The sequence below is a fragment of the Amycolatopsis thermalba genome (genome assembly GCF_003385215.1).
Taxonomy (GTDB): Bacteria; Actinomycetota; Actinomycetes; order Mycobacteriales; family Pseudonocardiaceae; genus Amycolatopsis_E; species Amycolatopsis_E thermalba.
Map to the genome: position 1 here is coordinate 1 of NZ_PQHW01000068.1, position 22,608 is coordinate 22,608.

21 protein-coding genes and 1 pseudogene are annotated in these 22,608 nt (G+C 72.2%); 13 read left to right on the forward strand and 9 right to left on the reverse strand.

What is annotated here, in order from left to right; all coding sequences use genetic code 11:
* Positions 1 to 205 precede the first annotated feature (205 nt).
* Entirely contained in the window at positions 206 to 886 is a 681-nt protein-coding gene (locus D0D15_RS23920) for a M23 family metallopeptidase (RefSeq protein ID WP_094003986.1), read from the forward strand.
* 19 nt (positions 887 to 905) lie between these two features.
* Here the strand turns inward: D0D15_RS23920 and D0D15_RS23925 are convergent, their stop codons facing one another.
* Both D0D15_RS23925 and pcrA read right to left on the reverse strand, forming a co-directional pair.
* On the reverse strand, positions 906 to 1,148 hold the full coding sequence (locus tag D0D15_RS23925) for a hypothetical protein (protein ID WP_094003985.1): 243 nt from the start codon (positions 1,146 to 1,148) through the stop codon (positions 906 to 908).
* Between the two features lie 574 nt (positions 1,149 to 1,722).
* Positions 1,723 to 4,128, reverse strand: coding sequence for a DNA helicase PcrA (gene pcrA, locus D0D15_RS23930; RefSeq protein WP_115944748.1), 2,406 nt, complete (start codon positions 4,126 to 4,128; stop codon positions 1,723 to 1,725).
* A 110-nt stretch (positions 4,129 to 4,238) separates the two neighbouring features.
* Here pcrA and D0D15_RS23935 point away from each other — a divergent pair, with 110 nt between their 5' ends.
* From D0D15_RS23935 to D0D15_RS23965, 7 genes are all read left to right on the forward strand, one after another.
* Entirely contained in the window at positions 4,239 to 4,625 is a 387-nt protein-coding gene (locus tag D0D15_RS23935) for a DUF1707 SHOCT-like domain-containing protein (RefSeq protein ID WP_094003983.1), read from the forward strand.
* A gap of 166 nt (positions 4,626 to 4,791) precedes the next feature.
* Positions 4,792 to 5,097: a chorismate mutase gene (locus D0D15_RS23940; protein WP_094003982.1), complete on the forward strand. Its 306-nt coding sequence runs from the start codon at positions 4,792 to 4,794 to the stop codon at positions 5,095 to 5,097.
* Positions 5,098 to 5,162: 65 nt separating this feature from the next.
* Positions 5,163 to 5,468, forward strand: coding sequence for a hypothetical protein (locus tag D0D15_RS23945; protein WP_094003981.1), 306 nt, complete (start codon positions 5,163 to 5,165; stop codon positions 5,466 to 5,468).
* A 342-nt stretch (positions 5,469 to 5,810) separates the two neighbouring features.
* Positions 5,811 to 6,842 (forward strand): hypothetical protein, encoded by a 1,032-nt coding sequence (locus D0D15_RS23950; protein WP_094004036.1) that lies wholly within the window; start codon positions 5,811 to 5,813, stop codon positions 6,840 to 6,842.
* 163 nt (positions 6,843 to 7,005) lie between these two features.
* Entirely contained in the window at positions 7,006 to 7,848 is an 843-nt protein-coding gene (locus D0D15_RS23955) for a hypothetical protein (RefSeq protein ID WP_094003980.1), read from the forward strand.
* Positions 7,849 to 8,032: 184 nt separating this feature from the next.
* Positions 8,033 to 9,562 (forward strand): serine/threonine-protein kinase, encoded by a 1,530-nt coding sequence (locus D0D15_RS23960; RefSeq protein WP_094003979.1) that lies wholly within the window; start codon positions 8,033 to 8,035, stop codon positions 9,560 to 9,562.
* An 80-nt stretch (positions 9,563 to 9,642) separates the two neighbouring features.
* Entirely contained in the window at positions 9,643 to 10,587 is a 945-nt protein-coding gene (locus D0D15_RS23965) for a serine/threonine-protein kinase (protein WP_094003978.1), read from the forward strand.
* A 253-nt stretch (positions 10,588 to 10,840) separates the two neighbouring features.
* Here the strand turns inward: D0D15_RS23965 and D0D15_RS23970 are convergent, their stop codons facing one another.
* Complete coding sequence (locus D0D15_RS23970) at positions 10,841 to 11,743, reverse strand: LysR family transcriptional regulator (protein ID WP_094003977.1); 903 nt, start codon at positions 11,741 to 11,743, stop codon at positions 10,841 to 10,843.
* 83 nt (positions 11,744 to 11,826) lie between these two features.
* Here D0D15_RS23970 and D0D15_RS23975 point away from each other — a divergent pair, with 83 nt between their 5' ends.
* Positions 11,827 to 12,747, forward strand: a complete 921-nt coding sequence (locus D0D15_RS23975; protein WP_094004035.1) for a DMT family transporter — start codon at positions 11,827 to 11,829, stop codon at positions 12,745 to 12,747.
* Here the strand turns inward: D0D15_RS23975 and D0D15_RS23980 are convergent.
* Together D0D15_RS23980 and D0D15_RS23985 are read right to left on the reverse strand one after the other, a co-directional pair.
* Positions 12,705 to 13,379, reverse strand: coding sequence for a response regulator (locus tag D0D15_RS23980; protein WP_094003976.1), 675 nt, complete (start codon positions 13,377 to 13,379; stop codon positions 12,705 to 12,707). The genes D0D15_RS23975 and D0D15_RS23980 overlap by 43 nt on opposite strands.
* Entirely contained in the window at positions 13,376 to 14,725 is a 1,350-nt protein-coding gene (locus D0D15_RS23985) for an ATP-binding protein (protein WP_094003975.1), read from the reverse strand. The genes D0D15_RS23980 and D0D15_RS23985 overlap by 4 nt, the downstream gene beginning before the upstream one ends.
* 114 nt (positions 14,726 to 14,839) lie before the next feature.
* Between D0D15_RS23985 and D0D15_RS23990 the strand changes: the two genes are divergently transcribed.
* Together D0D15_RS23990 and D0D15_RS23995 are read left to right on the forward strand one after the other, a co-directional pair.
* Positions 14,840 to 16,102 (forward strand): PspC domain-containing protein, encoded by a 1,263-nt coding sequence (locus D0D15_RS23990; protein WP_115944749.1) that lies wholly within the window; start codon positions 14,840 to 14,842, stop codon positions 16,100 to 16,102.
* On the forward strand, positions 16,095 to 16,340 hold the full coding sequence (locus D0D15_RS23995; RefSeq protein ID WP_094003973.1) for a hypothetical protein: 246 nt from the start codon (positions 16,095 to 16,097) through the stop codon (positions 16,338 to 16,340). The genes D0D15_RS23990 and D0D15_RS23995 overlap by 8 nt, the downstream gene beginning before the upstream one ends.
* 146 nt (positions 16,341 to 16,486) lie before the next feature.
* Here D0D15_RS23995 and guaA read toward each other — a convergent pair whose 3' ends face one another.
* The 3 genes and pseudogenes from guaA to D0D15_RS37895 form a co-directional block, all read right to left on the reverse strand.
* Complete coding sequence (gene guaA / locus D0D15_RS24000) at positions 16,487 to 18,046, reverse strand: glutamine-hydrolyzing GMP synthase (protein WP_115944750.1); 1,560 nt, start codon at positions 18,044 to 18,046, stop codon at positions 16,487 to 16,489.
* Between the two features lie 233 nt (positions 18,047 to 18,279).
* Positions 18,280 to 18,456 (reverse strand): DUF4345 family protein, encoded by a 177-nt coding sequence (locus D0D15_RS37625; protein ID WP_208646188.1) that lies wholly within the window; start codon positions 18,454 to 18,456, stop codon positions 18,280 to 18,282.
* A gap of 64 nt (positions 18,457 to 18,520) precedes the next feature.
* A pseudogene (locus tag D0D15_RS37895) lies at positions 18,521 to 18,685 on the reverse strand (DUF4345 family protein); the annotation flags it as partial.
* Positions 18,686 to 18,753: 68 nt separating this feature from the next.
* Between D0D15_RS37895 and D0D15_RS24010 the strand changes: the two are divergent.
* Together D0D15_RS24010 and D0D15_RS24015 are read left to right on the forward strand one after the other, a co-directional pair.
* On the forward strand, positions 18,754 to 19,335 hold the full coding sequence (locus D0D15_RS24010) for a TetR/AcrR family transcriptional regulator (RefSeq protein WP_094003971.1): 582 nt from the start codon (positions 18,754 to 18,756) through the stop codon (positions 19,333 to 19,335).
* A 66-nt stretch (positions 19,336 to 19,401) separates the two neighbouring features.
* Positions 19,402 to 20,847 carry an aldehyde dehydrogenase family protein gene (locus D0D15_RS24015; RefSeq protein ID WP_094003970.1) on the forward strand — a complete coding sequence of 482 codons (1,446 nt, stop codon included), beginning with the start codon at positions 19,402 to 19,404 and terminating at the stop codon, positions 20,845 to 20,847.
* Here D0D15_RS24015 and D0D15_RS24020 read toward each other — a convergent pair.
* Complete coding sequence (locus D0D15_RS24020) at positions 20,819 to 22,552, reverse strand: FAD-dependent oxidoreductase (protein ID WP_115944751.1); 1,734 nt, start codon at positions 22,550 to 22,552, stop codon at positions 20,819 to 20,821. The two genes, D0D15_RS24015 and D0D15_RS24020, sit on opposite strands and share 29 nt — an antisense overlap.
* Positions 22,553 to 22,608 lie beyond the last annotated feature (56 nt).

A 22,608-nucleotide genomic window follows, 5' to 3' on the forward strand; every position in this document is an offset into this window, starting at 1 on the left:
GCCGGTGAGCGCCCCGGACCCGGACGACGGCGCCCGCTGTCTGACCCCCCGAGTAACGGAAGGCCTCGACTTGGCTCGATACCGCTCCCCCGGCGGCCAAGCTCCTTCCCCGGCACTCGATGACGACGCTCTGGACGGCGCCGTCGTCCGGGTCCGGGGCGCTCACCGGCTCCCCGCGCCCTCGTCGGCGCTGCGTGGCCGGGTCGTGGTCGCCGCCGTCGCGGCCGGCGCGTTCGCCGCGGCCGCCGCGGGACAGACGCTCCAAGCCGTACAGACTTCCGACGCCGGCGTGACCCCTCTGGCCAACGCCGAGGACGCCAGCGCGTCGTTCGCCGTCGGTGGTGACGCCCCCACCGGCGCTCCCGAGATCCTTCCCGCGGCCAACTTCACGGACGCCTCGGCCGAGGTGCAGCGCCTCACCGACAGCGAGAACGTCACGATGGCCCGCCAGGCCCGCGACGCCGAGGCCGCCCGCATCGCCGCCGAAGAGGCCGCTCGCCCGAAGACCTGCGCGCCCGCGAAGGGCACCTACACCTCCGGCTTCGGCGCCCGCTGGGGCACCAGCCACTACGGCATCGACATCGCCAACTCGATCGGCACCCCGATCTACGCCGCCTCCGACGGCGTGGTGATCGAGGCCGGCCCCGCCAGCGGCTTCGGCCTGTGGGTGAAGATTCAGCTGGAGGACGGCACCGTCCAGGTGTACGGCCACATGAACAGCTACTCGGTGCGCGAGGGCCAGAAGGTCAAGTGCGGGCAGAAGATCGCCGAGATCGGCAACCGCGGCCAGAGCACCGGCCCGCACCTGCACTTCGAGGTCTGGCTCAACGGCGTCAAAAAGGTCGACCCGCGCAGCTGGCTCGCCGCCCGCGGCGTGTACCTCTGACGGCCCCTCCCGCGCTCGTTCACGGCCGCACGAAGTAGGCCACCGCGACCTGCCAGACCGTGCACAGCCTCCGCGACGTGCGCCGGCACAGCACGCACCGGCCATCGGGCCCGCCGTGCCGCTCCAGGAGCGCCTGCCAGGCTCCGAGTACGACGAGCGCCTCCGCGGCCGGTAATGCCCCGTCGCGAGCCGCACGCGCGACCATGCGCTCGATGCGCTCCAGGACGGCTGCTCGCACGTACGGGAACCACTGCTTGCCCACACCATGACCTCCCGAGGGTTCGAACTTTCGTTCGAGACAGGTATAGCGGAGGGGTCTGACAGTTTTGGGTTGGTTGGAGCTCGATGATCGCCCGATCGAGTTAGTGGGGCGTGGGGAGTGGCCGGTGCGGGGGCGAGAACGCCGTGCGCGCGATCCGGCTGAGGGCTGGAGATGGTGGGCGCCGGAAGTGGCCTCGGAGTGGAGGTGCGCCGGGGCGGTGCGGGCCGTGATCGCACCGGCGGCCTCAGCCGGTGCACCGGTAGCGCACAAGCGAACGGCCCGCTGGCGCGCAGCGGATGCAGCTTCGCCGTCGGAGCCCAGCGAGCGGCGGCTACAGCTTCATCGCCGCGCGCGGCGAGCGGCGGCTACAGCCGCACCCTCAACACCGGCTGGGGCAGATTTGCCGCACCAGCGAACGGGCAGCCGCACGAACCGGCCCACCGCCGAGCGGCGGCTGCGGCCGCAGCCTCCACGCCCCGGCGAGCGGCGCCTGCGGCCGCCCCCTCCGCGCCCCGGCGAGCGGCCACAGCCGCGCCCTCCGCAGCCGCGCCCTCCGCAGCCGGGCACACAGCGGCTACAGCTTCACCATCGGCACGCTGCCGATCAACATCAGCTTCACCTTGCCGGCACTGCCGAAATCGATCGTCGCCGTGGCGCGGGGGCCCTCGCCGGAGGTTTCGACCACCGTGCCCAGTCCGTACTTGTCGTGGTTGACCCGGTCGCCCACCTCGAGCTTCAGCGCGACCGTGTTCTGCCAGCCCTTGAACGGCGTCGACCGCATGCCGCGGGCCGCGATGCCGGCCTGCGCGGAGTCCTCGCCGAAGCGCGACCGCCGTCCCCACGTCGTCGCGGCGCGCGGTGAGCCGAAGGACGGCTCGGCGGCCGACGACGGCTCCTCGCGGCGCCAGTCGAGCAGCTCGGCGGGCACCTCGTCGAAGAACCGGGACGCCGGGTTCGTCATCGGCTGCCCCCACGCCGACCGGGTGATCGCCCGGCTCAGGTACAGCCGCTGCCGCGCCCGCGTGATCGCCACGTACGCCAGCCGCCGTTCCTCCGCCAGCTCGGCCGGCTCGCCCAGCGCACGCAGGTGCGGGAAGACGCCGTCCTCCCAGCCCGTGCAGAACACCACCGGGTACTCCAGCCCCTTGGCGGTGTGCACGGTCATCAGCGTGACCACGCCCGAGTCCTCTTCCTCACCGTCCTCGTCCGGGCTCGGCACCGAATCCGCGTCCGCGACCAGCGACACCCGCTCCAGGAACGCGGGCAGCGAGCCCGGTTCGGGCACCCCGGCGTCGTCCTCGGCGAGCGGCGCCATCTCGGCCGCCTGCTCCGCGAACTCGCGCGCGACCGTGATCAGCTCGGTCAGGTTGTCCACCCGCGAGGCGTCCTGCGGGTCGTCGGACTCCTCCAGCTCGGCCCGGTACCCGGTGCGCTCCAGCACGGCTTCCAGCACGTCCGCGACCTCGGCGCCGCCGTCGACCAGCTCGATCAACCCGTCGAGCAGCTCCACGAACCCGGCGATCGCCTTGGCCGACCGCGGGTTGAGCAGCGCCACCCGGCCCGCCGCGGCGTCGCGCAACGCGGCCGCGAAGGAGATCCGCTCGCGCTCGGCGTGCGTGGCCACGCACGCCTCGGCCCGCTCGCCGATGCCCCGCTTGGGCACGTTCAGGATCCGCCGCAGGCTGACCGTGTCCTCCGGGTTGGCCAGCACCCGCAGGTAGGCCAGCGCGTCCCGCACCTCGCGCCGCTCGTAGAACCGGACGCCGCCGACCACCCGGTAGGGCAGCCCGAGCCGGATGAAGATCTCCTCGAACACCCGCGACTGGTTGTTCGTGCGGTAGAAGACCGCGACGTCGGAGTACTTCGCCTGGCCCTGGTCGACCAGCGCGTCGATCTCGCCCGCGACGAAGGCCGCCTCGTCGTGCTCGTTGTCGGCGACGTACACGCCGATCTTCTCGCCGTCGCCGGAGTCGGTCCACAGCCGCTTGTCCCGCCGGTTGGGGTTGCGCGCGATGACCGCGTTGGCCGCGGACAGGATGGTCTGGGTGGAGCGGTAGTTCTGCTCCAGCAGGATCGTGCGGGCGTCCGGGAAGTCCCGCTCGAACTCCTCGATGTTGCGGATCGTGGCGCCGCGGAAGGCGTAGATCGACTGGTCGGCGTCACCGACCACGCACAGCTCGGCCGGCTCGACGCCGGACTCGCTGGTCGCGGTGCCGACCAGCTCCCGCACCAGCGTGTACTGGGCGTGGTTGGTGTCCTGGTACTCGTCGACCAGGACGTGCCGGAACCGGCGGCGGTAGTGCTCGGCCACGTCGGGGAAGGTCTGGAACAGCTCGACCGTGCGCATGATCAGGTCGTCGAAGTCGAACGCGTTGGCCAGCCGGAGCCGCCGCTGGTACTCGGTGTAGACCTCGGCGACGCGGCGCTCCAGGTCGTTGGACGCCTTCGCGGTGGCGTCCTCCGGGTCGGCCAGCTCGTTCTTGTGGTTGGAGATGTGCACGGCCAGCGCGCGGGCCGGGTAGCGCTTGGGGTCGATGTCCAGGTCGCGCGCCACGAGCGTGACCAGGCGCCGGGTGTCGTCGGCGTCGTAGATCGAGAAGTTCGACGACATGTCCAGCGTCTTGGCCTCGCGGCGCAGCAACCGCACGCACATCGAGTGGAACGTGGAGACCCACATCGCGTTCGCCCGCCTGCCGACCAGTTCGCTGACGCGCTCGCGCATCTCGGCCGCGGCCTTGTTGGTGAACGTGATCGCCATGATCTCGCCGGGGTGCACGCCGCGCTCGGCCAGCAGGTAGGCGATCCGGCGGGTCAGCACCCGGGTCTTGCCCGACCCGGCGCCCGCGACGACCAGCAGCGGCGCCCCGGCGTGCGTGACCGCCTCCCGCTGCGCGGGGTTGAGGTCGGCGAGCAGGTCGGCGTGGCGGCCCGGCGCGGCGGGCGCGGGCGGCTCGGCGGGGAGGTCGAACAGGGTGCTCATCGGTTCTCCACGCTACTCGGGGGCACTGACGGTTTACCGCGCCGGACGTACCGCCAGGTGTCGACGGCGGACGGACGCGCGAGGCGCTCGCCGCGCGGAGGATCGACGACATGACCACACCATCGACCCGGATCCGCGCCGGGGACCAGGACCGGGAGCGCGTGGCGACCCGGCTGCAGGAGGCGAGCGGCGAGGGCAGGCTGACCCTAGGCGAAGCCGAAGAGCGGCTCGCGGCCGCCTACGCCGCGACCTACGTCGACGAACTGACCGCGCTCACGCGCGACCTACCGGAACCAACGCCGCCGCGGCCGCCGCGCTTCCCACGACCGCTGCGCGTGCACGCCGCGGTCGTGGCCGTGCTGTCGGCGCTGCTCGTGGTCCGGTTCGCGGTGTCGGACGCGGAGTTCTTCTGGCCGGTGTTCCCGGTGTTCTGGCTCGGCGTGAGCCTGCTCGCACACGCGGCCGTCCGCGGCCGGGGACGAGTTGTGCCATACTGATCTCGTGCAGCACCACGCGTACCGATTTTTCTACGGGATCCGGACTCCGGCTCCCGTGATCGCGTAGGTGCCCACACCACCGTCACCACAAGCCCCGGAGTCCGCGGACCCGGGGCTTTCGTCGGCTTCGGGGCCGTGCGGGTCCGGAAACCGACCGGAGGGCCCGATGAACGCACGCACGAATGAGAAGGACAGCTCGCCGGAGACCTCGGGCGAACCCGTCGCCTCGGCCGAGGAGATCGCCGAGCTGCGCAAGGAGATCGACTGGCTCGACTCCGAGATCCTGCGGCTCGTCAAGCGCCGGGTCGAGGTGTCCCAGACGATCGGCGCCGCGCGGATGGCCGCGGGCGGCACCCGCATCGTCTACAACCGCGAGATGGACGTGCTCGCCCGCTACCGCGAACTCGGCCCGGACGGCCGCCAGCTCGCGATGGCGCTGCTGAACCTGGGGCGCGGCCGGCTCGGCCGCTGAAAAATCGTCCGATTTCCGGGGCTTCCCGGAGGTCCGGTGGCTCGGCGGACGGGCACACTGGAGACATGATTAACGTCATCGCGGTCATCATCGCGATCGCCAGTGTGCTCGCCTCGCTAGCCCATGTGGGTTACTTGGCACTGCTGAACAACGCGGCGAACAAGCGGGCCGGCGGCGCGCCGGTCGCGCAGTACGTCCGCGGCCGGTGGGCGCTCGCCGGGGGAACCTCCGCCGCGGCGCTGCTCGCGTGGCTGTTCACGTCGGGTGGCACCGGAATGGACATCCTCGCGATCATCGTCGCCGCGGGCAGCGGCGCAGTCGCCACCAAGGCCCTCCAGTCGACCCAGGCGCGCTACCGAAGCGGTGGGTGACGGGAACGCCGACGCCCCAACAGAGTGAACTTGCGGGCTCACGCTTTGACAACAGCCGCGGGCTCCTACTCTTGAGGGCGTGGAACGGCCCAGATTCGGCACCACGCGCCCGGCGACAGGTCGTGCGCGTGCAGACGAACGTGCACCCGCACATGCACGGCCTGCTCCATTCGGTCGAATCGGCCTTCCTCCGGCGTCAGAGGACGCAGAGGGCGGTGTCCACACGGCATGACACGCGGGGCCGAATTCACGGAAAGCTCTCGTTCCCGGACCGGCCGGCACCGCCGTGGCGCCGGAACCTGGACCCCGGTCGTCCCGGCGAACCAGCCGGCCGTCCGGCGGGTGCCGCAACCGTTCGACGCACCCGCCCGCGGTTCCCTGCCGCTGACCGAACGCATCCCGGACACCCGGCCCTGCGCCGAGGTGTTCCCCTCCGCGCACGGTGAGCTCCCCGTTCCCCCGCCCCAGCCGGTGCAGGCGAGCCCGGCCGGGCGGCGACCCCAGCGCACCAAGGTCAAGCTGACCCCGCCGCGCAACCGCGACGCCGAGGACACCGACGTGCGCGTGTACGAGGCGGCGCCGGTCACCGGCCTCGGCTCCTTCGACCTCGGCAACGTGCCGGCCTCGGTGACCCCGCCGCGCAGCTGGCGCAAGGCCGCCTGGTTCGCCACCGCCTCCTCGGGCGGCGTCGTCGTCGCGCTGATGTTCGCCGGCTCGGCGTTCGTCGCGAAACCGGCGCCCGACCAGGCGGGCGGCGGGTGGGTCCCGGGCCTCGGCGGCGGCGTGCCCACGCTGTCCGGCGAGCAGCTCGCGCCGCCCACCGGAGGCGGCGCGCAGGGCGACTCCGCCGGCAGCACGTCCCCTGACGACGTCCCGGTGGCGGGCACGACCAGCGTCCAGCCGACCGAGAGCGCGGGCGTGCGGGCTCCCAGCCCGAGCACGGTCCGCGAGACCTCCACCGCCGGTGGCCCCACCAGCGGCTCGGCCACACCGACGCCGACCACCAGCTCGGTCCCGCGCAAGCCGCCGCCCTCCCCCGCGCCCTACGAGGCCGACCCGTACCGGTTCACCGTGTACGCGGACGAGGACCCGAAGACGCTGGCCAGCACCTCGCAGAGCTACCTCGACACGGTCACCGAGAACCCCGAGGCGGCCGCCTCGATGACCAGCGGCGAGCTGCGGCAGGAGGGTCCGCAGGGGCTGGCGCGCAAGTACGCGAACGTGGCGTACTTCCAGGTCAAGCACATCCGCGTGCACCAGTACGACGGCAAGACGGTGTGCACCGTGCAGACCGTCTACAAGGACGGCACCCAGGTCACCGAGCAGCGCACCCTCGAGTTCTCCGGCGACAAGATCACCAGCGACGGGGCCTGACCAGCACGTTGGTCCAGGTGGGTGACGGCAACTGCCGTTCGTCGTGCCCGGGTGCCCCTCCACCGATCGGGGGTGGCCGGTAACGCGGTACCGGGGTTCGCTGATGAACAGCTAGACACCCCCGGCGAGTCCCCCCGAGACGGAAGATCCAGACGACAGGTCCATGAGAGTCGCACACGAACGGCGTCGCGCCATCCGCACGCCGGACGCACTCCGCGTCGAGGAGCTGATCTCCCCCGAGATCCTCGACAACGAGATGGTCGACCGCGAGTACCTCACGCAGGTGTTCCGCGAGCCGCGGAAGTACCTGCCGCCCCCGCGCGTGCGGACCCGGACCGAACCGCGGCGGGAACCGGAGAGCCGGGGCGCGAAGCTCGCCAAGCTCACCGGGCTGACCATGGCCGGCACGCTGCTCGTCGGCGCGGTCGTGGCGTCGTCGCTGCTCAGCCGGGGCCGCGACCAGTCGGCCGCGCCGGCCAGCCCGGCCCCGCCGCAGATCACCGGCGCGGCCGCGCTCGGCGGGTTCGCCTCCGGGGGCGCCCCGGACGAGCAGCACGGCGGTCGCACCCCCGGCCACCCCCAGCTGAACCTCGCGCCGGCCGCCCAGGTGCCGGTGACGCAGACCCAGGCACCCGCGGCCGGGGTGACGAGCGCTCCCGAGGGCTCCGCCGCGCCGACGACGACCACCCCCGAGCTGACCGACGCGGAGAAGCTGGCGGTGGTCAACGAGTTCTACCGGCGGGTGGACTCCGCGCCGGAGAAGGCGCTGGACCTGCTCAGCCCGGCACTGGCCGGTGAGGAGGCCGGTGACCTGGTGCGGGCCTGGAGCACCATGCGCCAGGTCGAGGTGACGCAGGCGGACGTCCAGCCGGACGGGTCGGTGCTCGCCGTGGTGCTGATGCGCCGCGACGACGGCACGCGGCTGCGCGTCACCCAGCAGCTGGGTCTCGACGAGGCCGGACGCAGCATCTCGGAGGCGGTCCTGCTGGCCGCCGAGGAGCTGTAGCGCCGCCATAGCAGGCGTGGCCCGGGCCGCCCCAGACAGTGCCGGATGCATGCGCGCAGAGTGAGCACCCTAGCCTTGACTGAACGGATCTGGCCCACCCCGGCCTACGGGCCGAGCTACGTGCATAGGCTCCCAGACGTGCGGCACTGCGTCGCGCCCTGAAACAGCCCCCGAAGGAGGTCGCGTGAGCGACGAGGGTCGCCTGGTCGCCGGCCGGTACCGGATCGAACGGCGAATCGGCTCCGGCGCCATGGGCGCCGTGTGGCAGGCGCACGACGACGTACTCGGTCGCGCCGTCGCGATCAAGCAGTTGCTTCTGCAACCGGGGCTGGACCAGCACGAGGCCGAGGACGCCAAGCAGCGCACCATGCGCGAGGGGCGCATCGCCGCCCGTCTGCACCACCCGAACGCCATCTCCGTGTTCGACGTCGTCACCGACGACAACGGCCACCCGTGCCTGGTGATGGAGTACCTGCCCTCGACCAGCCTGGCCGAGCTGCTGCGGGACCGGAAGACGCTGCCGCCGCGCGAGGTGGCGCGCATCGGCGCCCAGATCGCGGCCGCGCTCAAGGAGGCGCACGCGGTCGGGATCGTGCACCGGGACATCAAGCCGGGCAACATCCTGCTCGCCGACAACGGTGTGGTGAAGATCACCGACTTCGGCATCTCGCGCGCCAAGGACGACGTCACGGTCACCAAGACCGGCATGATCGCCGGCACCCCCGCCTACCTGGCGCCGGAGGTCGCGATCGGCGGCGACCCCGGTCCGGAGGCCGACGTGTTCTCCCTGGGCTCCACGCTGTACGCCGCGTGCGAGGGCCAGCCCCCGTTCGGGCTGAGCGAGAACACCCTGAGCCTGCTGCACGCGGTCGCCGCGGGGCAGATCAACCCGCCGCGGCAGTCCGGTCCGCTGGCGAGTGTGCTGGCCGTGCTGCTGCACCCCGAGGTCCAGCACCGCCCGACCGCCGCCGAGGCCGAGGAGCTGCTCGCCGCCGTGGCGCGCGGTGAGACGCCGCTGGGCGGGCCGGACGACGAGACCCAGTTCTCGCCCTCCGGCGGGGCGCTCGCCGGTGGCGCGCTGGCCGCCGGTGCGCTGGGGGCGGCCGCGGGCGCGGGTGCCACGCGAGCCTTCCGGGGCGACGACCTGGGCGCGCACTCCGGCACGCTGGCCGGCGGCGCGAGCGACCAGTTCTACGACGAGTACGACGACTACGCGGACCCGTACGGCAGCACAGCCGCCTACCCGACGGACGACTACGACCGCCAGGGCGGGACGCGCGCGGTGCCCGCCGGGTACGACGGCTACGACGACGAGCCCCGCCCGGCGGCGGAGGAAGCGGACGAGAAGCGGGGCAATTGGAAGGTGCCGGCCGCGATCGGCGCCGTCGTGGTGGCCGGCCTCGTGGCGCTCGGCATCTGGCTGTTCAGCCAGCCGGACCACGCCACGAACACCACCGAGACCAGCCCGCCGGTGCTGCCGCCGCCGGTGACCAGCTCGTCGGTCGAGACGACGGAGAGCTCGACGCCCACCGTGACGCGGTGGAGCGAGAGCAACGAGCAGACCCGGCCCTCCTCTTCGCGCCGCAGTTCCGTGGAGGAGACCTCGACGCCGCGGACCTCGTCGCCCAGCAAGTCGAGCCCGACGAAGACCCCGACCTCCTCGTCCAGCGAGGAAGAAGAGCCGAGCACTGGGGCCACCTCGCCAACCCAGTAAGTCGACTGCCGGAAACGTTCAGGATCGGCCAGTAGGGTGGTGGGTGACTATCCGACACGCCGGGACGACGAGAGGGTGTAGTGGGTACTGAGGGCGCACTCGTCGGCGGCCGGTACCGGTTGGACCAGCCGATCGGTCGTGGCCGCGCCGGAATCGTGTGGCTGGCGTACGACACGCAGCTGAACCGCACGGTGGCCGCGAAGAAGATGCCGGTCGCGCCGGGGCACAGCGAGCAGTCGATCGCCGCCGCGCTGGACGAGGGCCGCGCGGCGATGCGGATCCAGCACAACTGCGCCATCGGCGTGTACGACGTGCTGCGTGACGGGGCGAACCCGTGGGTCGTCATGGAGTACGTGCCCTCGCGCAACATGGCGGACTTCCTCGCCGAGTACGGCACGCTCACGCCCGAGCAGACCGCGTTCCTGGGCATCCAGCTCGCGTCCGCGCTGGCCGCGGCGCACCGGGCCGGTGTCGTGCACCGCGGGCTGGAGCCGGGCAACGTGCTGCTCGCCGACGACGGCGGCGTCAAGGTCACCGACATCGGGTTCACCGGCGCCGGGTTCAACCCCGCCTACCGGGCGCCGGAACTCTCGCGCGGCGCGACCGCCGCACCGGCCACCGACGCGTTCTCCCTCGGGGCGACGCTCTACACGGCGGTCGAGGGCGTGCCGCCCTACGGCGACCACGGCGGCGGGCCGCTGCGGCAGCCGGAGAAGGCCGGCGTGCTCGCGCCCGCGTTGATGAAGCTGCTGCGCGAGGACCCCCTGAGCCGCCCCACGCTGGGCGACAGCATCACCTCGTTCCAGGCCATCACGCAGGGGCGGCAGACGGCGTTCATCCCGCCGACCGCGCCCGCCCTGCCGACGGTGCCCGCGTTCCGGCCGCAGACGCCGCCGCCTTCGCCGCCGAAGGAGCCGATTGTGCGGATTTCGCCGGTGCGGGTGCGGCAGTTGATTTTGGCGACCATGGCTGTGCTCGTTGCGGCGGCCATTGGGATCGGGGTTACTCAGCTTTTGTTTCTTTGAGTTGGGTGTTGTTTGCGCTACGCGCGTATCTGAAAAGCGTCGGCTTCGCTTCGCTACGCCCGGATTTGCCCCTCCCGAACCCGATCTTCAATTGTTCGGTTGCCGAGAAGCGGCGTCAAGGCTGGAAAGAGTACCTTGACCCCGCTGCTCGGCAACCGATTTGGCTGGGGATCGGGTTGCGGGAGAGGGGGTGGCTCGGGCGGTGGGGCCGGTTGCGTTGCCGGGTGGCGGTTGTGTGCGTGTTTGGGGTTTGTTATGCGGCGGCGTCCGTCTTCGTTTCCTTGAGCACCTTCAGTAGGTGGCGGAGCGCTGGCTGGTCGCGTGAGCGGGTGGATACCGCGGCGTGGATCGGGCGGATGGGTTCCGGGTTGCGGATTCGCCGGACCACCGCGCCGGGTTGGGGGGCGCCCAGGCCCAGCACCGGGACCAGGCTGATGCCCAGCCCCGCCGCGACGAAGCCCTGCGCGGTGGCGTAGTCCTCGCACTCCATGACGAAGTTCGGCACGAAACCGGCGGCCCCGCAGGCGGCCATGAGCACGTCCCGGCACGGGCCGGGTACGCCCTCGTTGTTGATCCACGGCTCGTCGGCCAGGTCGGCCAGGTCCACGACCCTCTTGCGGGCCAGCGGGTGGCTCTTCGGCAGCGCCACGCGGTACGGGTCGTCGAACAGGTGGTACAGCTCGACGCCCGGCTTCGAGTACGGGCCGGCGAACACCACGATCGCCACGTCGGCGTCGCCGTTTTCCACCTGTGGCAGCGCGTCCACGGGTTCCAGGAGCCGCAGGTCCAGCTGCACGCCCGGGTACTCGGCCCGCAACGCCGCCACCGCGGGCGGTACCAGCGACGCGCCGGCCGTCGCGAAGTAGCGGATCGCCAGGCGGCCCGTCCGGCCCGCCTTCAGGTCCGCCAGCTCCGACTCGGCCTTGGACAACTGCGCGCACACGACCTCGGCGTGCTGGGACAACAACGCGCCGGCCGGGGTGGGCCGCACCCCGCGGCCGACCCGCTCCAGCAGCGCGGTACCCGCCTCGCGCTCCAAAGTGGACAACTGCTGGCTGATCGCGGACGGGGTGTAGCCGAGGTTGCGGGCGGCCGCGCTGATCGACCCGCTGGACACCACGGCCCGCAGCACCTGCAACCGGCGGACGTCGAGCATGCCCCGAGAATACAGTTCTGCTTACAGCAGCGTGTAGATAATTTCGCTTGTTCTTACAGATCGCCGGCGCGATCGTGAAGGTCGTGGCCGAAACGAAAACTCTGCTGCGCCTGGCCGCGCTGGCACTCATGTGGGGATCGAGCTTCCTGTGGATCAAGATCGGGCTGCAGGCGTTCACGCCGGTCCAGATCGTGCTCATCCGCACCGCACTGGGCAGCGCGGTGCTCGTCGGGCTCTGCTACGCCGCCCGGGACCGGCTCCCGGCCGGACGGCGGATCTGGACGCACCTGCTGGTCGCCGCGCTGTTCCACAACGCGCTGCCGTTCCTGCTGTTCGCGATCGGCGAGCAGACCGTCAGCTCCGGCGTCACCGGCGTGCTGAACGCGACCACCCCGCTGTGGACGCTGCTCATGGCCGTGCTGATGGGCGTCGAACGGCGGCTCGACCCGCCGAAGCTCACCGGGCTGCTCGCCGGGCTCGTCGGCACCGTGCTGATCTTCGCGCCCTGGCAGGAGTCCGGTCTGCTCAGCTGGGGTGCGCTGGCCTGCCTCGCCGCCGCGGTGAGCTACGGGTTCGTCTTCGTCTACGAGGGCAAGCACCTGTCCGGCACCGGCTCGTCGCCGGTCGCGCTGGCCGGCGCGCAGATGACCGCGGCGACCGGGTTCACGCTGCTCGCCATGCCCGCCGGTGGCACCACGCCGGTGCACCTGTCCGCCGGTCCGGTGATCGCCGTGGTGATCCTCGGGGTGTTCTCCACCGGGTTCGCGTTCGCGCTGAGCTACCGCCTGCTGGCGACCGAAGGCGCGGTCACCGCCTCCACCGTCGGCTACCTGCTGCCCGTCGTGTCACTGGCGCTCGGCGCGCTCTTCCTCGGCGAGGACCTGAACCCGCGGATCCTCGCCGGGGTCGCGGTCGTGCTCGCCGGGGTCGCCCTGACGCGCGTGCGGCGCCGCGTCCTGGTTCAGACCAGCCTGCGGTCCGACGCCCAGCGGGAGAGCTCGTAGCGGTTGGACAGCTGGGTCTTGCGCAGGACGCTGGACACGTGCGTCTCGACGGTCTTCACCGAGATGTACAGCTCCGAGGCGATCTCCTTGTAGGCGTAGCCCCGCGCGAGCAGGCGCAGCACGTCCCGCTCGCGCGGGGTCAGCAGGTCCAGCTCGGGGTCGCTGATCGGCGCCGAGCCCGGCCGGTCGGCGAACGCGTCCAGCACGAAACCGGCCAGCCGCGGCGAGAACACCGCGTCGCCCTCGGACACCCGCGCGATGGCCCGCACCAGCTCCTTCGACGAGATGGTCTTGGTGACGTACCCGCGGGCGCCGGCGCGGATGACCGCGATGACGTCCTCGGCCGCGTCGGACACCGACAGGGCCAGGAACACGACGTCGGGCAGGTCGGTGCGGACGCGGCGGAGCACCTCCGCACCACCGCCGTCGGGCATGTGCACGTCGAGCAGCACGACCTGCGGTTTCGTCCGGGCGATCCCGGCGACCGCCTCGGCGACCGAGCCGGCCTCGCCCACCACCCGCACCTCGTCGGTGATCGAGTCCAGTTCGGTGCGCACCCCGGCCCGGAACAGCGCGTGGTCGTCGACCAGGAACACGCTGATGGGGGCCTTCGGCTGCGGTGTCTCGCTCAACGCGTCCCTCCAGATTCGGCTTTCACCGGCATTTCCAGCTGCACCTCGGTGCCGTCCCCGGGCGCCGTGCGCAGCCGTACCGTGCCGCCGTTGCGCTCCATCCTCCCCCGGATGGAGTCCGCGAGGCCATGCCGGTCCTCCGACACGGTCTCCGGGTCGAAGCCCTTGCCCCGGTCCCGCACGAACACGGTGACCCCGGTGGGCTCCACCTCGGCGTACACGCTCACCTCGTCGACCCCCGCGTGCTTGGCCGCGTTGACCATCGCCTCACGGGCCGCCAGCACCAGCGCGGTGAGCCGCTCGTCCAGCTGCGCGTCGCCGACCACCACCTGCGACACCGAGATCGCGAACGTGTCCTCGACCTCGCCGCAAGCGGTCGCGACCGCCCTGGAAAACACAGTGAACTGGTCCTTACCCTCCTGCTTCGGCGTGCCGTAGCCGGACGGGCCGTAGAGCCAGCCACGCAGCTCGCGTTCCTGGCTGCGTGCCAGGCGGGCGACCTCCTTCGGCGACTCCGACTGCTTCTGGATCAGCGCCAGGGTCTGCAGGACCGAATCGTGCAGGTGCGCGGCGATCTCCGCGCGCTCCTCGGTGCGGATGCGGGCCCGGCGCTCCTCCCCCAGGTCGCGGCCCATCCGCAGCCAGAACGGCACGGTCAGCACCGCCACCCCGACCAGCGTCGCGAGCACCGCGAGCAGCGCGAACTGCACCTGGTCGAGCGATCCGGTGCGCAGCACGACGACACCGATCCCGGTGATCACCAGCGCGACGCCGGCCAGGATCCGGATCGCCGCCGACCACCCCCCGCCGCCGAGCACCATGCCCGCGACACCCGAGCGCGCCCCGTCCCGCCATCGGCGGCGCTGCGACTCGTCGGCCTCCCGCCACACGACCGCGGCGCCGACCAGCGCCAGCGCGAGCGGCACCGCGACCCAGCCGTTGATCGCGCCGGTGAGGGCGCCACCGGCGACCAGCAGGCCGATGCCCAGGATGACCAGGCCGATCGCCTGCTGCTTCTCCTTCGGCGTGGCCGGCGTCTCGGTCTCCTCGCGGCGCCGCTGCGGCACGAACACCCACAGCAGCCCGTAGGCCACCAGACCGGCCCCGCCGAACGCCGCCAGTATCGCGAACGTCGCGCGCACCCAGAGCACCTTGATGCCGAGGTGGTCGGCCAGACCGGAGGCGACCCCCGCCACCACCCGGCTGGACCGGCGCCGGTACATCTTGGGCCGCTCGTCGGCCTCCGTCAGCGCGCTCCCGGCGGCCGGCACCACCGCCGCCTCGCCCGGTGGGCGCGGCAGCGGCATACCGGTCTCGGTCCGCGGCTTCTCCTGCACGTGATCCATGGTTCTGCCATGGTCACACGCCCGCAAGGCACGATTCATCCGGGAAAACCCCGGGGATCGCGGCCGCGGCAAACTCAGGGTCGTTCCCCGATGTGCGTGCGGCCCGGCTCCCGCATGCTGGGCACCATGAACGACACGGCAGAGGCTCCGAAACCGCATGGCCTGGGCGGTTTCGAGGAGACCGTGAAGGACTTCTGGGCCAGCCGCCCGCGCCGTCCCACCCGGGGCGGCAAGATCGGCGGTGTCGCGGCGGCCATCGGCAACCGGTACGGCATCGATCCGGTGATCGTGCGGGTGGCGTTCGTGACGGCGACCGTGTTCGGCGGGGTCGGCGCTTCGCTGTACCTGCTGTGCTGGCTGCTGTTCCCGGCCGAGGGCGACGAGGTGTCGCCGGTCGAGTCGCTGTTCGGGCAGGGCCGCAGCTCGATGTCCAAGCACCTCACGATCGTGCTGGGCATCCTGTTCTTCCCGCTGTCCAGCTGGGCGTTCGCCGGTGGCTGGTTCAACGGGGGCGGCATCATCGGGGCGGCGATGATGGTCACCGCGCTGTACCTGCTGCACCGCGGGCGCGGGCACCTCAACCGGCCGGTGCCGGTGACGCCCGCGGCCACCACGGTCGGTCCCGCGGCGTTCTCGATGAGCGCGCCGGGCACCACCGAGCGGGCCGAGTCCGGGTGGGACCCGCTGGGCGCGGACCCGATGGCGTGGGACCTGCCGGACCCGGTTCCGCCGCCGGCCCCGGCGCCGCCGCGTCCGCCGCGCGGGGCGCGGCGGACGAGCAAGATCGGTGTCGCGACCTTCGGCATCGCGCTGCTGGTCGCCGGGGTCGGCGCGGCGATCGGTTCGTCCGGTGAGGCATGGTTCTCGCCGCAGCACGTCATCGGCCTGGTGCTCGGGGTCCTGGGCGTCGGGATGGTGGCCGGTGCGTTCGCCGGCGGCGGCCGCAAGCTGGCCGTGCTGGCGGTGCCGCTGTCGATCGTGGGCGTCGCGTTGACCACCATGCCGGTCGGCGACTACTCCGGCGGGATGGGCGACCTGCGGGTCACGCCGGCGACCGCGGCCGAGGTGCTGCCGAGCTACCAGCGCACAGCCGGGACGGTCGACCTGGATCTGACCAGGCTGCCCGCGGACGTGCCGGTGCGGACCGAGGTGCACCTCGGCGCGGGCGACACGACGGTGCGCGTGCCGGCGACGGCGGACGTCACCTACACGTGCGTGTCGCAGTTCGGTGAGGCGAACTGCTTCGGCCGCCAGACGAGCGGGGTCGGGGCCGCTCCGATCACCGGGGTGGACTACGGAACGGACGGTCCGGGCGGGCTGCAGCTGACGCTGACGGCCGACCAGGGCGTCGGGACGCTGGAGGTGCGTCGTGGCTGAGCGGGAGAACCCGTACTCCTACGACACGGAGACGCCCGCGGAGCCGGAGCGCCGCCGCGGGGTCGACGTCTTCACGCTGATCATCGGCATCGCGACGCTGCTGGTCTCGGCGTACGTGTTGTCCGACGGCGCCACCTGGCTACCCTCCTTCGACCTGAAGTGGGTGCTGGCGGGCGGCGCGGTGCTCGTCGGGGTGCTGATGCTGGGGGCGTCGATGCGCGGAGGCCGGCGGGACTGAGCCGGTCGTTGCCAGGCCAGGGAAAGGGAGCCGTTCGCGGCTCCCTTTTTCGTCACCAGGTGAGCATCCAGAAGCCGACGCCCTGTCCGGCGCGTTTCCCGATCACCAGTACTGGAAGCACGTCGCCCCCGGTCAGTCGGTCCGGATCACTCCCACTCGATGGTGCCCGGCGGCTTGCTGGTCACGTCCAGCACGACCCGGTTGACCTCGGGAACCTCGTTGGTGATGCGGGTGGAGATGCGTTCCAGCACGTCGTAGGGCAGGCGGGTCCAGTCGGCCGTCATGGCGTCCTCGCTGGACACCGGGCGCAGCACGACGGGGTGACCGTAGGTGCGGCCGTCGCCCTGGACGCCGACGCTGCGGACGTCCGCGAGCAGCACCACCGGGCACTGCCAGATGTCGCGGTCCAGGCCGGCCGCGGTCAGCTCCTCGCGGGCGATCGCGTCGGCGGCGCGCAGCGTCTCCAGCCGGTCCGCGGTGACCTCGCCGATGATCCGGATGCCCAGGCCGGGCCCGGGGAACGGCTGCCGGTGCACGATCGTCTCCGGCAGGCCCAGCTCCAGCCCGACGCGGCGGACCTCGTCCTTGAACAGCAGCCGCAGCGGCTCGACCAGCTCGAACTGCAGGTCCTCGGGCAGGCCGCCGACGTTGTGGTGGCTCTTGATGTTGGCCGCGCCGGTGCCGCCGCCGGACTCGACGACGTCCGGGTACAGCGTGCCCTGGACGAGGAAGCGGTAGTCGCCCTCGGCCTTGAGGTCGCGCTCGGCCTGCTCGAAGACGCGGATGAACTCGCGGCCGATGATCTTGCGCTTCTGCTCCGGGTCGGTGACGCCGGCCAGCGCGTCGAGGAAGCGCTCGCGGGCGTCGACGGTCACCAGGTTCACGCCGGTGGCGGCGACGAAGTCGCGCTCGACCGGGGCGCGCTCGCCGCGGCGCAGCAGGCCGTGGTCGACGAAGACGCAGGTGAGCCGGTCGCCGATGGCGCGCTGGACCAGCGCGGCGGCGACGGCGGAGTCGACGCCGCCGGACAGGCCGCAGATCGCGCGGCCGTCCTCGCCGATCTGCTCGCGGATGCGGCCGATCTGCTCCTCGACGATCGAGGCGGTCGTCCACTGGGGCTTGATGCCGGCGATGTCGTGCAGGAACCGGCGCAGGACCTCCTGGCCGTGCGGCGAGTGCAGGACCTCGGGGTGGTACTGGACGCCGGCGATGCGGTCGTCGGTGTTCTCGTAGGCGGCGACCGGGGCGCCCTCGGAGGTCGCGGTGACCTTCGCGCCCGCGGGGGGTTTGGTGACGCTGTCGCCGTGGCTCATCCACACCTGGTGCCGCTCGGGCAGCTCGCGGTGCAGGACGCCGCCGTCGGCCGGGATGTGCACCTCGGTGCGGCCGTACTCGCGGTTGCCGGTGGCTTCGACGGTGCCGCCGAGCGCCTGGGCGAGGACCTGGAAGCCGTAGCAGATGCCGAAGATCGGGACGCCGGACTTGGCCAGCGCGGGGTCCATGCCGGGCGCGTCGGGCGAGTAGGCGCTGGCCGGGCCGCCGGACAGGACGATCGCGGAGGGGTTCTTGGCGAGGATCTCGTCGACCGACGCGGTGTGCGGCACCACCTCGGAGTAGACCTGGGCCTCGCGGACCCGGCGGGCGATCAGCTGCGCGTACTGCGCGCCGAAGTCGACGACGAGCACCGGACCGCTCGGATTGGACACCGGACCTCCATCAGGACGACGTGTGTCTCCCATCGTCCCAGGTGGGCTCGGTCACGTGCGCCCGGGGACGGGGTTCTTCGAGACTGGGGGCCGGTGCGGCGGTCGCCTCTCGGCGAAAGGTCCGAACAGGGCTCCGGGCGAACCGGTGTTCCCTGACGGTGAAGGGTGAGGCCCGGGGGACACGGACCGCACCGACCAGCTCGTACAACAGGGGCGGCGCGGCGGGTATTCCATCACCGGGGTCGTGCCGGTTCCGCGCCGGCCCGGGCCTTCTCGTCCGCCGCGGCCAGCCACAGGAACACCGGCGGCAGCGCGACCTCGACCGCCGTCAGCGCCAGCTGGAACCACTGCGGCCACCCGTGCACGGCCAGTGACACCAGCCGGCCGGCGGCGCCGAGCCAGAAGATCACCGCGCCATCGGACCGCGGAAGCCGGGATCGGCACCCGCCGCGCGGCCCAGATCCACGCCAGCCCGTACCCGAAGAACAGCGCGCCGTAGAAGCGTTCCCGGCTGTCCACCGTCGCTCCCGCGCCCCCCTCGCCGGGGACCGACGCGATCCCGCCGACGAAGTGGAACACCCCGATCGCCGCGCAGACGACGCCCATCGCCAGCATCAGCCACTTCAACGCCCGAGCCATGTCAACCCCTTAGTAGACGTGTATCTACTAAGCCCTACTAGTAGACGCATGTCGAGTAACGTGGGGGCGTGACCGCACGCCGCCGCCTCACTCCCGCCGCCCGTCGCGCGGAACTCCTCGACGCCGGCGCGCGCCTGTTCGCGGCCAAGCCGTACGACGAGGTCTTGATGGAGGACATCGCCGACGAGGCCGGCGTCTCCCGCGCGCTGCTGTACCGCTACTTCCCCACCAAGCCCGGCCTGTTCGCCGCCGTGTACCGGCAGGCCGCGGACAACCTCCTGTCCCAGGCCCGCTTCGAGTCCGGCGCGTCGATCCCGGACCAGATCTCGGCCGCACTCGAAGCCCACTTCGACTACTTCGCGGCTCACCGCAACACCGTGCTGGCCGCCAACCGGACCCTCGCCGGTGACCGCGGGGTGCAGGCGGTCATCGACGACGAGCTGACCGTTCTCCGCGAACGCGTGCTCGACGCGGCCCGGCTCCCCGACGAGGTCCGCGGCGTCGTCTCCGCGATCGTGCTGAGCTGGCTCACCTTCGTCCGCACCCTGTGCGTGGAATGGCTCACCACCGGGTCGGTCACCCGCGAGCAGTTGCACGACATCTGCCTCGGCGCGCTCCTGGGTGCGCTCCGGGACGTCGTGGAGCTCTGAGTAACCCGATCGGGTAGCCCGCGCCGACCGCGAGACCACGCTCCGTCAGGCGCCTAAGTTGTTGTCATGGACACCATCACGCCGGAACCGCGGCCGGCCTGGATCGCCGGCCGGGCGCAGCAGGGGACGGCCACCCTGGACGTGCATCACCCGTTCGACGGCAGCGAGGTGGCGACCGTCGCAGTGCCGGGGGCGGATCAGGTCGAGCGTGCGGTGGCCGCCGCGGTCGCCGTCGCGCCGAAGCTGCGCCGGACACCAGCGCACGTCCGGGCCGCCGCGCTGGACCACACCTCGCAGCAACTCGCCGCGCGCGCCGAGGAACTCGCCGAGCTGATCACCGCCGAGAACGGCAAGCCGCTCAAGTGGGCCGAGGCCGAGGTGCGCCGCGCGGTCAACGTCTTCCGCATCGCCGCCGAGGAGGCCCGCCGCTTCTCCGGCGACCTGCAGCGCCTGGACACCGACACCGCGGGCGAAAACCGCCTGGCCATGGTCCGCCGGATCCCGCGCGGCCCGGTCCTGGGCATCGCGCCGTTCAACTTCCCGCTCAACCTCGTCGCCCACAAGGTCGCCCCCGCGCTCGCCGTCGGCGCCCCGATCATCGTCAAGCCCGCCCCGCGCACCCCGCTGTCCGCGCTGGTCCTGGGCGAGATCCTGGCCGAGACCGACCTGCCGGCGGGCGCGTTCTCGGTCCTGCCCCTCGGCAACGAGGACACCGCGAAGCTGGTCGCCGACCCGCGCCTGCCGGTCGTGTCGTTCACCGGCTCCGGCCCGGTCGGCTGGTCGCTGGCCGAGGCCGCCCCGCGCAAGCACGTCGTCCTCGAACTGGGCGGCAACGCGGCCGCGGTCGTGCTCGGCGACTGGCCCGACCTGGCGGGCGCGGCCCAGCGCATCGCGACCTTCGGCAACTACCAGGCCGGCCAGTCGTGCATCGCGGTGCAGCGGGTCCTGGTCGAGCGCTCGGTGGCCGACGAGTTCATCCCCGCGCTCGCCGAAGCCATCGGCGCACTGCGCACCGGCGACCCCTACGACTCCACTGTGGACGTCGGCCCGGTCGTCGACGAGGCCGCCGCGGAGCGGATCGTGGCCTGGGTGGACGAGGCCGTCGCCGCCGGCGCCAAGCTCCTGGCCGGCGGCTCGCGCCAGGGCGCGACCGTCGAGCCGACCCTGCTCACCAGCGTCCCGGCCGACACCAAGGCCTGGTCGGAGGAGATCTTCGGCCCGGTGCTGGCCGTCTCCGTGGTGGACGACGCCGACGAGGCGTTCGCCGCGGTCAACGCCTCCGCCTACGGCCTGCAGGCCGGTGTCTTCACCCGCGACGTCCGCCTCGCCTTCCGCGCCTCCGCCGAACTCGAGGTCGGCGGCGTGATCATCGGGGACGTGCCGTCCTACCGCGCCGACCAGATGCCCTACGGCGGGGTGAAGGGCTCCGGGGTGGGCCGGGAAGGCGTGCTCGCCGCCATGCACGACCTCACCGAGGAGCGGGTCACCGTGTTCGCCGGGATCGACCTGTAGACACCAGCGGCAGTCGGAGGGCGGCCGGCGCGTCGGCCGGGACCGCCGGGTTCTTCGGCGCGACCGGCTTGATCCGCCGGTAGCCCTTCGACTGGTCCGGCCGCTGGTCCGCCTCGCCCTTGTTGGGCCAGAACGAGAACGCGCGCTCGGCCTGCGCGGTGATGGTCAGCGACGGGTTCACGCCGAGGTTCGCGGTGATCGCGGTACCGTCCACGATGGACAGTCCGGGGTAGCCGAACACCCGGTGGTACGGGTCGATCACCCCGTCCTCGGGGCTGGTGCCGATCGGCGCGCCGCCGATGAAGTGCGCGGTGAGCGGGATGTCGAAGACCTCGCCCCAGGTGCCGCCCGCGGTGCCGTCGATGTGCTTGGCGGTCAGCTCGTTCGCCTGGTGGCCGGCCGGGATGAACGTCGGGTTCGGCTCGCCGTGGCCCTGCTTCGACGTGTACTTGCGCCGCCCGAACAGGCCGCGCCTGGTGTAGGTGGTGATCGAGTTGTCCAGGCTCTGCATCACCAGCAGGATCACGGTCCGCTCGCTCCACCGGTACCCGTTGAGCAGCTTCGCGCTCTGCACCGGGTGCCTGGCCAGGAACCGCACCGCCTGCAGCCAGCGCGGCGTCGGCACCGAACCGTCGGTGGCGATCGTCTGCAGCAGGCTCATCGCGTTGCTGCCCTTGCCGTAGCGCACCGGCTCGATGTGGGTGGACTCGTCGGGGTGGAACGACGACGTGATCGCCACGCCCTTGCTGAAGTCGCGCTCCGGGTCGACGGTCGGGCGGCCGGCGCCGATGATGGCCTCGGAGTTGGTGCGGGTCAGCTCGCCCAGCCGCGGCGACAGCCGGGGCAGCACGCCCTGGTCGCGCATCTCGTGCAGCAGCCGCTGCGTGCCCCAGGTGCCCGCGGCGAGCACGACCCGCCCGGCGGTGAGCGTGGTGCGGAACCGCTTCGACCTGGTGCCGGTCTTGCGCACGTCGACCTCGAACGAGCCGTCCCCGCGCGGGCGGACAGCGGTGACCGTGGTCAGCGGGATGACCTGCGCGCCGCCCTGTTCGGCGAGGTACAGGTAGTTCTTGACCAGCGTGTTCTTCGCGCCGACCCGGCAGCCGGTCATGCACGAGCCGCACTCGGTGCAGCCCGTCCGCTCCGGCCCGGCCCCGCCGAAGTACGGGTCGGGCACCCGCTGCCCCGGCTTGTCGAAGAACACCCCGACCGGCGTCGGGTGGTAGCTGTCGGCCACGCCCATGTCGGCGGCGACCTTCTGGATGACCTCGTCCGACGGCGTCACCGTGGGGTTCGTGACCACCCCGAGCATCCGGCTCGCCTGGTCGTAGTACGGCGCCAGCTCGGACTCCCAGTCGGTGATGTGCGCCCACTGCTTGTCCTGGTAGAACGGCTTGAGCGGCCGGTACAGCGTGTTGGCGTACACCAGCGACCCGCCGCCGACCCCGGCGCCGGCCAGGATCATCACGTCGCGGAGCAGGTGGATCCGCTGGATGCCGAAGCAGCCCAGCGCCGGCGCCCACAGGTAGCGCTTGAGGTCCCAGGACGTCTTGGCGAACTCGTCGTCGGCGAACCGGCGGCCCGCCTCCACGACGGCCACCCGGTAGCCCTTCTCGGTCAGCCGGAGCGCGGCCACCCTGCCGCCGAACCCCGATCCGACCACGATGACGTCATAGTCAGCCGCATTGCTGTTACGCGAGGTCACAGGTAAAGCGTAACCACCACCACAGGGTTCTGACCAGTAGTAAGTTACCGATCAGT